The organism is Amycolatopsis sp. NPDC051106 (genome assembly GCF_040682775.1).
Classification (GTDB): Bacteria; Actinomycetota; Actinomycetes; order Mycobacteriales; family Pseudonocardiaceae; genus Amycolatopsis.
On the sequence record NZ_JBFBBQ010000023.1, the window covers coordinates 60,478 to 73,486 of the forward strand.

Below are 13,009 nucleotides of genomic sequence, written 5' to 3' on the forward strand. Positions count from 1 at the left end.
GGGTCAGGACTCCTGCGCCGTCAGCTGGCCGAGCAGGTCGATGGCCGCGTCCGCGAGCACCGTGCCCGGCCCGAAGATCGCCGCCGCCCCGGCCTCGCGCAGCGCCGGGTAGTCCTGCGGCGGGATGACGCCGCCGACCACGACCATGATGTCCTCGCGACCCAGCTCGGCGAGCTCGTGGCGCAGCGCGGGCACCAGCGAAAGGTGCCCGGCGGCCAGCGACGACACGCCGACGACGTGCACGTCCGCCTCGATCGCCTGCCGCGCCACCTCGGCCGGGGTGGAGAACAGCGGGCCGACGTCGACGTCGAAGCCGATGTCGGCGAAGCCGGTGGCGATCACCTTCTGACCGCGGTCGTGGCCGTCCTGGCCCATCTTCGCGACGAGGATCCGGGGCCGGCGACCTTCCTCCGCGGCGAACTCTTCGACCAGCTGACGAGCCTTCTCGACGTTCTGCGACTTACCCACCTCTTCGCGGTAGACGCCCGAAATCGTCCGGATCTGCCCGGAATGCCGGCCCCAGAGCTTCTCCAACGCGTCGGAGATCTCGCCGACGGTGGCCTTCGCGCGCGCCGCGCCGATGGCCAGCTCAAGGAGGTTGCCGCCGTTCCCGGCGCCTTCGGTGAGCCGCCGCAACGCGTCTTCGGTGGCGGCGGAGTCACGCTCTTCGCGAAGGCGTCGCAGCTTCTCGAGCTGCTGCGTCCGGACACCCGCGTTGTCCACTTTGAGCACTTCGATGTCTTCGTCGCTCGTGACCTGGTACTTGTTGACGCCGATCACGGGCTGCCGGCCCGAGTCGATCCGGGCCTGGGTGCGGGCCGCGGCCTCCTCGATGCGCAGCTTCGGGATGCCCGCGTCGATCGCCTTGGCCATGCCGCCGGCCTGCTCGACCTCGCTGATGTGACCCCACGCCTTGCGCGCGAGGTCGTAGGTCAGCTTCTCCACGAAGGCGCTACCGCCCCACGGGTCGATCACGCGCGTCGTGCCGGACTCCTGCTGCAGCAGCAGCTGGGTGTTGCGGGCGATCCGCGCCGAGAAGTCCGTCGGCAGCGCGAGGGCCTCGTCGAGGGCGTTGGTGTGCAGCGACTGCGTGTGGCCCTGGGTCGCGGCCATCGCCTCGACGCAGGTGCGGACGACGTTGTTGTAGACGTCCTGCGCGGTCAGCGACCAGCCGGACGTCTGGGAGTGCGTCCGCAGCGAAAGCGACTTCGGCGACTGGGGGTCGAAGCCCTTGACCAGCTTCGCCCACAGGAGACGCGCCGCGCGCAGCTTCGCGACCTCCATGAAGAAGTTCATGCCGATCGCCCAGAAGAACGACAGCCGGGGCGCGAACTTGTCGACGCTCAGCCCGGCGTCGACACCGGAGCGGATGTACTCGACGCCGTCGGCGAGGGTGTAGGCCAGCTCGAGGTCGGCGGTCGCCCCGGCTTCCTGCATGTGGTAGCCGGAGATGGAGATCGAGTTGTACTTCGGCATGTGCTGCGAGGTGTAGGAAAAGATGTCGGAGATGATCCGCATCGACGGCTGCGGCGGGTAGATGTAGGTGTTGCGGACCATGAACTCCTTGAGGATGTCGTTCTGGATGGTCCCCGCGAGCTGCTCCGGCTTCACCCCCTGCTCCTCGGCCGCGACGACGTACAGGGCGAGCACCGGCAGCACCGCGCCGTTCATCGTCATCGACACCGACATCTTGTCGAGGGGAATCCCGTCGAAGAGCTGGCGCATGTCGTAGATGGAGTCGATGGCGACGCCCGCCATGCCGACGTCGCCGGAGACGCGCGGGTGGTCGGAGTCGTAGCCGCGGTGGGTGGCCAGGTCGAAGGCGACCGAGAGACCCTTTTGGCCGGCGGCGAGGTTGCGCCGGTAGAAGGCGTTGGACTCCTCGGCCGTGGAGAACCCGGCGTACTGGCGGATGGTCCACGGCTGGTTGACGTACATCGTCGGGTAGGGCCCGCGCAGGAAGGGCGCGATGCCGGGGTACGTGCCCAGGAAGTCCACATCGGACAGGTCGGCGGCGGTGTAGACCGGCTTGACGCCGATGCCCTCGGGCGTCTCCCAGGCCAGCGCGTCCGGGCCCTTGCCGGTGGCGGCCTCCACCGCGCGCGCCCAGGCGTCGCGGTCGGCCGGCTCGGGCGATCCGAGGCCGACGTCGGCGAAGTTCGGGATGGTCATCGCGAAACTCCCAGCTTGGCGTGCAGACCGGTCAGGACTTCCAGGGCGTCGCACCCGGCGAAGACGTTGCCGTCGACGCCGTCGAACTCGCCTTTTCCGGCCAGGAGGACGTGGTCGGCTCCCAGCGCGGCCGCCACCTCGGCGGCCTGCGCCGCGTAGGCGTCGTCGGTGCCGCAGAGGCAGGCGATCCTGGCGCCGGACGCGCGGAACGCACCAGGCAGGTCGTCGGTCGCGCCCGGGTTGACGGCCTCGATCCCGCCCGCCTGGAACAGGTTGGCGGCGAAGCCGGCCCGCGCGGTGTGCGCGGCCACCGGGCCGAGCGTGGCCAGGAAGATCTTCGGCCGCTCACCGTGCTCGGCCAGGTAGGCGTCGGACGCGTCGCGCAGGGCCTCGAAGCCTTCGGCGTACCGGTGCCGCGGCAGCCCACCGTCCACAGGGGACCCGAGCGGCGTCCTGACCACCGGCTTCTCGGCCAGGTTCGGGAACTCGCTGACGCCGGTGAGCGGGTCGCGCCGGGTGGCGATCCGCTTCGCGCGCTTCTCCCACGTCTCGGCGAGCCGCCCGGCCAGCGCGCCGGACGACAGCTCGGCGACCAGGCCGCCGGCGCCCTCGATGGCGGTGAACTCGGCCCAGGCGGCGTGCGCGAGGTCGTCGGTGAGCTTCTCGACGTACCAGGAGCCGCCCGCCGGATCGGCCACGCCGGCCAGCTTGGACTCCTCCAGCAGCACGGCGTGGGTGTTGCGGGCGATCCGTGCGGAGAACGCGTCGGGCTTGCCGATCGCGGCGTCGAACGGCAGCACCGTGACCGCGTCCGCGCCGCCGACACCCGCGCCGAAGCAGGCGACCGTCGTGCGCAGCATGTTCACCCAGGGATCGCGCCTGGTCAGCATCGACGGCGACGTCACGGCGTGCTGGCGCATCGGCGAAGAGAAGCCGCACACCTCGGCGACGCGGGCCCACAGGCGGCGGGCCGCGCGCAGCTTCGCGATGGTGGAGAACTGGTCGGCGGTCGCGGCGATCCGGAACTCCAGCTGGCCGGCCGCGGTTTCGGCGTCGAGGCCCGCGTCCGTCAGCGAACGCAGGTAGGTGACGCCGGCGGCGACGAGCGCGCCCAGCTCCTGCGCGTCCGACCCGCCCGCTTGGTGGAACGGCAGGCCGTCGGCGACGATGGTGCGCACCTTCGGGTACTTCCCGGCGACACGCGCGGCGAGCGCGGCGGCCGGTTCGAGCACGGCGGCCGAGCCGATGCGCGCCGCGAGCCCGATCGGGTCGGCACCGAGCACCGCGGTGGCTTCGCTCGCCGGGATCTCGCGTTCGTCGAACAGCGCCAGCAGCTCCGAAGCAGCCTCTTCGTACGAAGCACCCGCGTCCAGCACGACCGGCGCCAGGTCGAGGTAGACCTCGTTGAGCGCGTCGGCGATCGACGCGGGCGGGACGGACAGCCAGATCGACGTCACGCCGCCCTCGAGGTCGGCGAGGATCGCGCGGTTGACCTCGCGGGCGTCCGCACCGGTGAACCGGGCCCGGACGTCCCAGCCCGTGCTGATCCGGCCGTCCGGGCGGGACCCTCGCACGAACGGCGGCAGTCCCGGGAACCCGGTTTCGCCGGGTACGTCTTCGGCCGTGTACAGCGGCTGGATCTCGATCCCGTCGTAGGTCCGCGTGACGAGCTTGCTCTCCGGCGCGCCCGAGAAGTCCTCCGGCAGCTTGCCGCTCTTGCGCAGGACCCCGGCCACGAGCTCCTGCCACTGCTCGCGCGTCGCCTGCGGGAACTCGGCCGCGAGATCGAGGTCGGAGATCGGCGCTGACTCCGGACCGGCCACTTCAGTCATACCCAGTGATGGTAGAGGCACCGGCCGCGTCCGACCTGTGACTCTAGTCGCGCCCCTAGGCAGCTAAGGGTCAGCCGGGTACGACACAATCAGGGGGTGCCCCCCTCCAGCGAAGAGACACGACTGGTCGCCGGTCGCTACCGGCTGCGCTCGGTGCTGGGTTCGGGGTCGATGGGCACCGTCTGGTCGGCCTACGACGAGTTCCTGCACCGGCAGGTGGCCGTCAAGGAGATGAAGGTGCCGCCGGGCATCCCCTCTTCGCAGGCCGACGAGCTGCGGGAGCGGACGCTGCGCGAGGCCCGCGCGATCGCCGTCCTCTCCCACCCGAACGTGATCATCCTGCACGACGTCGCGCGCGAGGACGACCAGCCGTTCGTGGTCATGGAGCTGCTGCCCTCGCGCAGCCTGGCGCACATCCTGCGCGACCACGGGCCGCTGACCGTCGGGCAGGCCGCCGCGGTCGGCATCGCCGTCGCGTCCGCGCTCGAGGCCGCGCACGCCGCCGGGATCACCCACCGCGACGTCAAGCCGGGCAACGTCCTGGTCGCCAGCGACGGCCGGATCAAGCTGACCGACTTCGGCATCGCGCGCAACGTCTCCGAAGCCACCATGACCCGCACCGGGATCATGCTGGGCTCCCCCGCCTACATCGCGCCTGAGGTCGCCTCCGGCGGCGCGGTCGTCCCGGCCGCCGACCTCTGGGGCCTCGGCGCGACGCTGTTCGCCGCGGTCGAGGGCGCGCCGCCGTACGACGCCGACGGCGACCCCCTGGAGACCGTCGGCAAGGTCGTCAACGGCAAGGTGCCCAAGCCGAAGGCCGGACCGCTCGCCGACGTCATCTCCGCGCTGATGAAGAAGGAGCCCGGCGACCGGATCACCCTGCGCGAGGTCCGCCACCGGCTCTACCCGCTGCAGTCGAAGACGCCGCTCGACCTGTTCGGACCCGAGCTGTTCCGCACCCCGGACGGCAAGAAGACGTCCGCGCAGCCGGACGCGACCGACACGCAGGTGATCAAGACCGTCCTGCCCGAGAAGCCGGGGAAGGCGGAGAAGAAGGCCGAGGGGTCGAGCAGCGAGCTCGCCACCGACCCGGGCCCGCTGCCGTTCCTGCGCCCGCCCGCCCCGGCGCCGGCACCCGCGCCTTCGCCGGAACCGGCGACGCTGTTCGTCGCGCCGCCGCCGCGACCGGCAGGCCGGCGCACCGCCCGCGCGAGCGCCGTGCTCGTGGCCGTGGCGATCCTGCTCTTCCTGCTGGCCGCGGGCGGCGGGTTCGCGCTGGCCAGGACGGTCGGCGGGCAGTCACTGCTGCCCCCGGCGGCCGAACCGGCGAGCACACCGAACGGGCCCACCCGGGTGCCGCCGCCGACGCTGGTGCACCAGACCGGCAACGGCAGCGCCCTGAACAACGACGGCGGGCAGTACGGCCTCGACGTGCCGGAGGGCTGGCAGCGGTTCGTCGCCCCGCACAACACCAAGTTCGGGCTGAGCCTGGCCGTCCAGTACGTCTCGCCGGACGGGCGCCGGTCCCTGCGCCTGGAGCGGCTGGCGAAGTACTTCGACCAGTTCGACAGCTACGAGGACTACCTCGGCTGGCTGCGGGGGTCCTACCAGGGCAGCGAGCTCGAGCTCTTCGCGCCGTCGAAGTCGGCCGACGGCAAGAGCGCCACGGTGACCTACCGCTTGGCCGAGGGCGGCGCGGCGGCCAAGGGTGACGGCAGCGGGGGCACCCGAGTGACGTTTGTGAAGCTGGTCCAGGCCGGCTTGAGCCTGTGGATCCTGTCGGTCACCGTGCCGGCCGAGCAGGAGTCCGCGGGCCAGGTGGACGTCTTCGACCGCGTGGCACCCACGCTGCAGGTTTCGGACTAAGGCGCCCGGTTCAGCACCTCGAAGGACACGGACTCCTGCGCGAGGTGGCGCAGTCCCGTGAAGATCCGGTCGCCCAGGACCGTGGCGACCAGGCCGGCCTCGATGATCTTGTCGAACGACGTCAGCCCCGTCACGACCTCGACGTCCAGCACGGCGACGCGCAGCGCCAGCACGCAGTACTCGTCCAGCCGCTCGGCGAGCTTCTCGTGCCCGAGCTCCTTCGCCGTCGCGAGTGCGGCGATCAGGTTGCCGATCGCCCGGTTCTCCGATCCGTGCCACTTCCAGCCGTGGCGGTGGGAGAGGTCCTGCAGGAGCGCGGTCGCCCACTCGGCGGCTTCGTCGGACACCTTCGGCGGGTCGCCGGCCAGCTCTTCCTGGACGACGCCCATCGTCTCGTGCGGGGTGGCGTTGCCGTCGATCGCCTGCAGGACGGCGCCGACCGACGCCAGCGGCAGGCCGCCGACCTCCGTCAGTGCCTTGACCAGCCGGAGCCGCTGGACGTGTTCCGCCGAGTACCGCGCCTGGTTGGGGCTGGTGCGCTCGCCCGGCGGGAGCAGGCCTTCGCGCAGGTAGTACTTGACGGTCGCGACCGGCACCCCCGATTCGGCGCTCAGTTCGGCCATCCGCATGCGCATCCGCTCCGATCCCAGGGTCGGCCTCCGGGACAACCCTGACGACTTCTCAGTATGGATAGTTTAACTTCCCATAACGGAGAGCATGACTATCCGTTATGGGAGGAACCATGACCATCCTTGCCGACGTCCGGAGCAGAGCGCGCGGGTGGCACCGGCCGTCCGCGCTGGCGGCCGCCACCTTCGGGGTGATCGCGGTGCTGTGCGTCGCCGCGCTGCTCGTCGACCAGCGGACCCTGGCCGGCGCCCCGATCTGGGCGAAGCCGCTCAAGTTCGCCATCTCCGGCGCGCTCTACTTCGCCACCTGGAGCTGGCTCGTCTCGCTGCTGCCGCGGTTCCGGCGCACGGCGGGCTGGTTGACGAACTTCCTGGTGCTGATCTTCGCCCTCGAGTACGTGCTGCTCGTGTTCCAGGCCGCGCGCGGCCGGGCGAGCCACTTCAACAACGCGACCCCGCTGGACGCCACCATCTACAGCGTCATGGGCAAGATGATCATCGGCCTGTTCGGCGCGACGCTGGTGCTGACCGTGCTGGTGATGTTCACGAAGATCGACGACCGGGCGAGCTTCTGGGCCGTGCGCGCCGGCGCCGTCTTGTCGCTGGCGGGGCTCTCGCTGGGCATCCTGATGACGAACCCGACCGCGCAGCAGCTCGCGCAGTGGAAGACGGGCGGCACCCCGGACATGGTCGGCGCGCACACCGTCGGGCTCGCCGACGGCGGCCCCGGCCTGCCGATCCTCGGCTGGAGCACGGTCGCCGGCGACCTGCGGATCCCGCACTTCGTCGGGATGCACGCGCTGCAGCTGCTGCCGTTGCTCGCCATCGCGCTGACGGCACTGGCCCCGCGCTTCGCCCGGCTGCGCGACGACGTCGTCCGCACGCGGCTCGTCCTGATCGGCGCGGCCGGGTACGCCGGGCTGACCGCGCTGGTCACCTGGCAGGCCCTGCGGGCGCAGTCGATCGTGCACCCGGACGCGACGACGCTGGGCGCGTTCGCGGTGCTGGTGGCCGCCGTCGGGCTGGGGTCGTGGGCCGCGGTGCGTGTCCGATGACCCTCTTCGGCCTGGCGTTCCCGCTCGCGGCGCCGTTCTGGGCGTTGCTGATCCTGGCGCCGAAGTGGCGGTGGACGGCGCGGATCATGGCGTCGCCGTGGGTGCCGCTGCTGCCGCTCGTCAGCTACTTCGCGCTCGCCGTGCCCCACCTCGGCGAGTGGGGACAGGCGATGCTCCGGCCCGACCTCGGCGTCCTGCAGGCGATCCTGGCGACGCCGTGGGGTGCCGGGCTCGTCTGGGCGCACCTCATCGCGTTCGACCTGTTCATCGCGCGGTGGATGTACTTCGAGGCGAGGGCCCGGGAGATCTCGCCGTGGATCGTGAGCCCGATCCTGGTGCTGACGATCTTCCTTTCGCCGTTCGGGCTGGTGGTGTTCCTGGTGGTGCGGAGCGTCCGGATACGCTCCCTCGCATGAGTGAACACGAGGCCGCGGCCGCCATCGCCAAGCGCACCGGCGTGGACGCGCACGACATCGCGGTGGTCCTGGGATCGGGCTGGCGCCCGGCGGCGGACGTCATCGGGGAGTGCGAGACGGAGATCCCGTTCGCCGAACTGCCCGGCTTCACCACGCCCGGCGCGGTGGGCCACGGCGGCACCATCCGCTCGCTGAAGGTCGGGGACAAGAACGTCCTGGTGCTGCTCGGGCGGACGCACTTCTACGAGGGCAAGGGCATCGACCCGGTGGTGCACAACGTGCGCACCGCGGCGGCGGCCGGCGTCCGGACCGTGCTGCTGACCAACGCGGCGGGCGGGCTGCGCCAGGGTTTCCGGGTGGGGCAGCCGGTGCTGATCTCCGACCACCTGAACCTGACCGCGCGCTCACCGATCGTCGGCGCGAACTTCGTCGACCTGACCGACCTGTACTCGGCGCGGCTGCGGAAGATCGCGCAGGAGATCGATCCGTCGCTGGAGGAAGGCGTCTACGCGGGCCTGACCGGGCCGCACTTCGAGACGCCGGCGGAAATCCACATGCTGCGCACGCTGGGCGCGGACCTCGTCGGCATGTCGACGGTCCTCGAGGCCATCGCGGCGCGCGCGGCCGGCGTCGAGGTGTTCGGCCTGTCGCTGGTGACGAACCTGGCCGCCGGGATGACCGGCGAGCCGCTGAACCACCAGGAAGTCCTGGAAGCGGGCCGCGCGGCGGCGACGCAGATGGGCACCCTGCTGCGCGAGCTCGTCACCCGCGCCTGACCCGAGCGCCCCAATGTGGCCTTGGTTGCGTCTGACGCACCCAAGGCGGCCTTCGGTGCGTCAGACGCACCGAACGCCACATTGGGTGCGTGGGACGCAACCAACGCCACATTGGGGCGCTCGGGATCAGGCTTCGAGGGCCCAGCGGACGTAGCGCGTCTTCGGTACGAAGCCGGCCTTCTCGAAGACCCCGGACGCTCCGGACGGGCTCGCCGAGTCGACGACCAGGCTCGCCTGGTCGTAGCCCTGCTCCGCCGCCGCGCGCAACGCGTGCGCCAGCAGCGCCGAGGCGACCCCGCGCTTCCGGTGCTCCCGCAGCGTCCCGACGACCATGAAGTGCGCGTCGCGGATCCCGGTCGCCTCGGTGTCGGCGTCCCACGACATCGTCACCAGCAGGCCCGCCGGCGCCCCGGCCGCGTCGCGGAGCAGGAAGCTGACCTCCGGCCGGAACGTCTGGTTGGTGATCTTGTTCCGCCACAGGTCGGCGGGCATCGGCACCGCACCCCAGACGTCCTCGAACGCCTCGTTCCGGACCCGCCGGAAGTCCTCGTCCGTCGCCGCCGACCACGGCTCGATCCGCGGCTCGTCCACCGGCGCCACGTCCCCGAGCGGGTGCTCCATGCGCTGGAAGTACCGGGCCGGCGCGAAGCCCTGGGACCGCATCAGCTCGGCGAGCCCGGCGATGTGCTCGGGCCGGTGGACGTCCACCGCGAGCCGCCGGCCTGGGTGATGCCGGGCGTGCAGCACCTTCGCCGCCGCGACCCCGGCCTCGACGAGCGCGGTGCCGACACCCCGGCGGCGGTGGGCCGGGTGGACCCCGCCGTCCAGGAAGACCCGGTGGACCTCGTCGGCGGACGGCTTGTAGCGGAGCTTCATGTAGCCGATCATCGCGTCGCCGTCGAAGGCCGCGAGGCTCCCGCGCTCCAGGTCCGCGTAGGGGTCGGCCAGCTCGGTGAGGGTGTCCTCGGCGGTGTAGTGCTCGCCGATCCGGTCGACGGTTTCGATGGCGTTGAGGAGGTCGGCCGACGCCTGGGCGTCGTCGCGGGTGAGCGGCCGCCAGGTCAGGGAAGATGATCGTCCGGGCATACCGGCGACGCTAGCCGGGCCCGCGCGGGCTGTCGCCCGGTTTCCCGGCGGGCGCGAGCGCGCCGTGATCATGAGAGCCTTCTAGACTCGTCCCCGATGTTCCAGCCACGTGAATCCTCCCCGCTCCCGCCGGGGGCCGGCCGATGAAGCTCGTCTTCGCCGGCACCCCCGAGCCGGCCGTCCCCGCGCTGCGCGCACTGCTCGACTCCGGCCGCCACGAGGTCGTCGCCGTCGTCACCCGGCCCGACGCCCAGGCCGGCCGCAGCCGCCGGGTCGTCCGCTCCCCGGTCGGCGCCCTCGCCGACTCCCGCGGCATCGAGGTCCTGACGCCCGCGCGCGCCGGCGACCCGGCCTTTCTCGCCCGGCTGGCCGAGCTGGCGCCGGACGCCTGCCCGGTCGTCGCCTACGGCGCGTTGCTGCCGCAGGCCGCCCTCGACATCCCGCGCCTCGGCTGGGTGAACCTGCACTTCTCGCTGCTGCCCGCGTGGCGGGGCGCGGCGCCGGTGCAGGCCGCGATCCGCGCCGGCGACGAGATCACCGGCGCGTCGACCTTCCGGATCGTCAAGGAGCTGGACGCGGGCCCGGTCTTCGGCGTCGTCACCGAGACGATCGGCGCGACCGACACGGCGGGCAGCCTGCTCGGACGGCTTTCGGAGTCCGGCGCCAAGCTGCTGCTGTCCACCATGGACGGTCTGGCCGACGGCAGCCTCGTCGCGCGCGAGCAGCCCGCCGAGGGCCTCAGCTACGCGCCGAAGGTGACCGTCGAGGACGCACGCGTGTCCTTCGCCGACCCGGCCTCGGCGGTCGACCGGCAGATCCGGTCGGTCACGCCGGAGCCGGGTGCGTGGGCGGAGTTCCGAGGCGAACGCTTCAAGCTCGGCCCGGTCACGGTGCTCGACGAACCCGGCCCGCCGCCGGGCGAGATCGTGGTCGAACGCAAGCGGGTGCTGGTCGGCACGGCGACGAAGCCTCTGCGGCTCGGCGACGTCCAAGCACCCGGCAAGAAACGGATGGCGGCCACCGACTGGGCCCGCGGAACCAGGATCGACCAGGGAGAACGCCTCCGGTGAACGACAACAGGGAACGCCGGCCGTCACGGCCGATGCGGGGCCGCCCGGCACCGCGCAAGGAAGGCCCGCGCCGCCCGCCGGAGGTGGACCCGGCCCGCCAGGCCGCGTTCGACGTCCTGCGCGCGGTCCGGGAGAAGGACGCCTACGCCAACCTCGTCCTGCCGGACCTGCTGCGCGAGCGGCGGATCGGCGGCCGGGACGCGGCGCTGGCGACCGAGCTCGCGTACGGCACGTCGCGGGCCCAGGGCCTGCTCGACGCCGTCATCGAGTCGTGCGCCGAGCGGCCGCTGGCCAAGACCGACCCGGTGGTGCTGGACGCGCTGCGCCTCGGCGTCTACCAGCTGCTGCGCACCCGCATCCCGGAGCACGCCGCCGTGACGTCCACTGTGGACCTCGTGCGGGCCGAAGCCGGTTCGTGGGCCACCGGTTTCGCGAACGCCATCATGCGCAAGGTGTCCGAAAAGGACGAAGCCGCCTGGCTGGACGAGGTCGCGCCGGACGAGGCCACCGACCCGATCGGGGCCTTCGCGCTGCGCACCGCGCACCCGCGCTGGATCGCCCGCTCGTTCGCCGAAGCGCTGGGGGACAAGGGCGAGGGCCTCAAGGCCGCGCTCGAAGCCGACGACGCCCGGCCCGAGGTGCACCTCGTCGCCCGGCCCGGCGAGATCAGCGCCGACGAGCTGGCGGCGATCACCGGCGGCGACCCGGCGCCGTACTCGCCCTACGGCGTCCGGCTGCCCGCGGGCGCGGGTGACCCGGGCGACGCGGAGCCGATCCGCGAGCGGCTGGCCGCGGTGCAGGACGAGGGCAGCCAGCTGTGCGCGATCGCCGCGACGAAGGTGCCCGTCGAGGGCACCGACGAGCGCTGGCTCGACCTCTGCGCCGGCCCCGGTGGCAAGGCGGCGCTGCTCGGCGCGCTGGCCGCGTTGAGCGGGGCGACCGTGGACGCCGTCGAGAAGGCACCGCACCGCGCGAAGCTCGTCGAGAAGGCCACGACCGGGCTGCCGGTGAAGGTGCACGTCGCCGACGGGCGCGAAAGCGGCCTGGAGCCGGGCTACGACCGGATCCTGGTCGACGCGCCGTGCAGCGGGCTCGGCGCGTTGCGGCGGCGGCCCGAGGCACGCTGGCGGCGGCAGCCGTCCGACGTCGCGGACCTGACCAAGCTGCAGGGCGAGCTGATCACCGCGGCGTACGCGCTGCTGCGGCCGGGCGGCGCGCTCACGTACGTCGTCTGCTCGCCGCACCTGGCCGAGACCGAAGGCGTGCTGACGGAGACGGCCCGACGCCTCAAGGCCGAAGTGGTGGACTCGCGGGAGTTCTTCCCCGGCGTGCCGGAGCTCGGTGACGGGCCGTACGTGCAGCTGTGGCCGCACCGCCACGGCACCGACGCGATGTTCTGCGCCGTGCTGCGCAAACCGTGAGGGATCTCGGGCTGGTCGCCGGCTCGTGCGGCGGGCTGGACACCCGGTTCGCCGCCGAGCTGGTCCGGCCCGCCGCCGAGCGCGGCTGGCGCCCGGCGATCACCCTGACGCCGACCGCGATGCGCTGGCTGGAGTCCACGGGCGCCCTCGCCGACGTCGCCGCGGCGACCGACCTGCCGATCCGCAGCGTCTCGCGGCTGCCGGGGGAGCCGCGGCCGCACCCGGACCCGGCGGTGTTCCTCTTCGCGCCGGCGTCGGCCAACTCGGTCGCCAAGCTGGCGCTCGGCATCGCGGACAACCAGGCGCTGACCGTGCTCGGTGACGTCCTCGGCGCGCCCGGGATCACGATCGTCGTCGCCTACCAGATCCAGGACACGCGGGTGCACCACCCGGCGTGGCAGCGCCACCTCGACACCCTCGCGGGCGCCGGGGTGACGCTGCACCGGCTCGACATCGGCCGCCCGTGGACCGAGGCCCTCGACCTGCTGCCCTGAGCCGGCCCGCTTCTTTGCGCAGCAAGCTTCCTCGCGCAGCAAGGGTTCCTTGAGCGGCCCGCGGGGGCGCCCCCCGTTTTCCACATTACCCGGGGGCACCGACAGTTCCGGGCCGCGCGCGGCGCACGCGGCCCGGCGCACCGCTCGCGAACGGCGAACTCCGGTCGGGGGACGGCACGGCCGTCGCAGCGC

The 13,009-nt window shown here is 72.6% G+C and carries 11 protein-coding genes; 7 read left to right on the top strand and 4 right to left on the bottom strand.

Annotated elements, in window-relative coordinates; genetic code table 11:
* Positions 1 to 3: 3 nt before the first annotated feature.
* Complete coding sequence (gene scpA / locus AB0M83_RS19575) at positions 4 to 2,172, bottom strand: methylmalonyl-CoA mutase (RefSeq protein WP_364518868.1); 2,169 nt, start codon at positions 2,170 to 2,172, stop codon at positions 4 to 6.
* Positions 2,169 to 4,004 carry a methylmalonyl-CoA mutase family protein gene (locus AB0M83_RS19580; RefSeq protein WP_364518870.1) on the bottom strand — a complete coding sequence of 612 codons (1,836 nt, stop codon included), beginning with the start codon at positions 4,002 to 4,004 and terminating at the stop codon, positions 2,169 to 2,171. The genes scpA and AB0M83_RS19580 overlap by 4 nt, the downstream gene beginning before the upstream one ends.
* A gap of 96 nt (positions 4,005 to 4,100) precedes the next feature.
* Between AB0M83_RS19580 and AB0M83_RS19585 the strand changes: the two genes are divergently transcribed.
* Positions 4,101 to 5,870: a serine/threonine-protein kinase gene (locus AB0M83_RS19585; protein ID WP_364518872.1), complete on the top strand. Its 1,770-nt coding sequence runs from the start codon at positions 4,101 to 4,103 to the stop codon at positions 5,868 to 5,870.
* Here AB0M83_RS19585 and AB0M83_RS19590 read toward each other — a convergent pair.
* Positions 5,867 to 6,499 carry a MerR family transcriptional regulator gene (locus AB0M83_RS19590; RefSeq protein ID WP_364518956.1) on the bottom strand — a complete coding sequence of 211 codons (633 nt, stop codon included), beginning with the start codon at positions 6,497 to 6,499 and terminating at the stop codon, positions 5,867 to 5,869. The genes AB0M83_RS19585 and AB0M83_RS19590 overlap by 4 nt on opposite strands.
* 113 nt (positions 6,500 to 6,612) lie before the next feature.
* Here AB0M83_RS19590 and AB0M83_RS19595 point away from each other — a divergent pair, with 113 nt between their 5' ends.
* Genes AB0M83_RS19595 through AB0M83_RS19605 form a run of 3 tightly spaced genes read left to right on the top strand, consistent with a single transcriptional unit; the run spans position 6,613 to position 8,746 of the window.
* On the top strand, positions 6,613 to 7,554 hold the full coding sequence (locus AB0M83_RS19595) for a hypothetical protein (protein WP_364518874.1): 942 nt from the start codon (positions 6,613 to 6,615) through the stop codon (positions 7,552 to 7,554).
* Complete coding sequence (locus AB0M83_RS19600) at positions 7,551 to 7,970, top strand: ABA4-like family protein (protein ID WP_364518875.1); 420 nt, start codon at positions 7,551 to 7,553, stop codon at positions 7,968 to 7,970. Before AB0M83_RS19595 ends, AB0M83_RS19600 begins: the two co-directional genes overlap by 4 nt.
* On the top strand, positions 7,967 to 8,746 hold the full coding sequence (locus tag AB0M83_RS19605; RefSeq protein ID WP_364518877.1) for a purine-nucleoside phosphorylase: 780 nt from the start codon (positions 7,967 to 7,969) through the stop codon (positions 8,744 to 8,746). The genes AB0M83_RS19600 and AB0M83_RS19605 overlap by 4 nt, the downstream gene beginning before the upstream one ends.
* Before the next feature lie 126 nt (positions 8,747 to 8,872).
* On the opposite strand, the gene AB0M83_RS19610 is transcribed toward AB0M83_RS19605, so the two are convergent.
* Positions 8,873 to 9,832, bottom strand: coding sequence for a GNAT family N-acetyltransferase (locus tag AB0M83_RS19610; protein ID WP_364518879.1), 960 nt, complete (start codon positions 9,830 to 9,832; stop codon positions 8,873 to 8,875).
* Between the two features lie 143 nt (positions 9,833 to 9,975).
* Here AB0M83_RS19610 and fmt point away from each other — a divergent pair, with 143 nt between their 5' ends.
* Genes fmt through AB0M83_RS19625 form a run of 3 tightly spaced genes read left to right on the top strand, consistent with a single transcriptional unit; the run spans position 9,976 to position 12,817 of the window.
* Positions 9,976 to 10,902 (top strand): methionyl-tRNA formyltransferase, encoded by a 927-nt coding sequence (fmt, locus tag AB0M83_RS19615; protein WP_364518881.1) that lies wholly within the window; start codon positions 9,976 to 9,978, stop codon positions 10,900 to 10,902.
* On the top strand, positions 10,899 to 12,323 hold the full coding sequence (locus AB0M83_RS19620; protein ID WP_364518883.1) for a transcription antitermination factor NusB: 1,425 nt from the start codon (positions 10,899 to 10,901) through the stop codon (positions 12,321 to 12,323). Before fmt ends, AB0M83_RS19620 begins: the two co-directional genes overlap by 4 nt.
* Positions 12,320 to 12,817 (top strand): flavoprotein, encoded by a 498-nt coding sequence (locus AB0M83_RS19625; RefSeq protein ID WP_364518885.1) that lies wholly within the window; start codon positions 12,320 to 12,322, stop codon positions 12,815 to 12,817. The genes AB0M83_RS19620 and AB0M83_RS19625 overlap by 4 nt, the downstream gene beginning before the upstream one ends.
* Positions 12,818 to 13,009 lie beyond the last annotated feature (192 nt).

Coding starts and splice junctions, on each gene's coding strand:
- scpA (WP_364518868.1), bottom strand. CDS start 2,172: ATGACCATCCCGAACTTCGCCGACGTCGGCCTCGGATCGCCCGAGCCG.
- AB0M83_RS19580 (WP_364518870.1), bottom strand. CDS start 4,004: ATGACTGAAGTGGCCGGTCCGGAGTCAGCGCCGATCTCCGACCTCGAT.
- AB0M83_RS19590 (WP_364518956.1), bottom strand. CDS start 6,499: ATGCGGATGGCCGAACTGAGCGCCGAATCGGGGGTGCCGGTCGCGACC.
- AB0M83_RS19595 (WP_364518874.1), top strand. CDS start 6,613: ATGACCATCCTTGCCGACGTCCGGAGCAGAGCGCGCGGGTGGCACCGG.
- AB0M83_RS19600 (WP_364518875.1), top strand. CDS start 7,551: ATGACCCTCTTCGGCCTGGCGTTCCCGCTCGCGGCGCCGTTCTGGGCG.
- AB0M83_RS19605 (WP_364518877.1), top strand. CDS start 7,967: ATGAGTGAACACGAGGCCGCGGCCGCCATCGCCAAGCGCACCGGCGTG.
- AB0M83_RS19610 (WP_364518879.1), bottom strand. CDS start 9,832: ATGCCCGGACGATCATCTTCCCTGACCTGGCGGCCGCTCACCCGCGAC.
- fmt (WP_364518881.1), top strand. CDS start 9,976: ATGAAGCTCGTCTTCGCCGGCACCCCCGAGCCGGCCGTCCCCGCGCTG.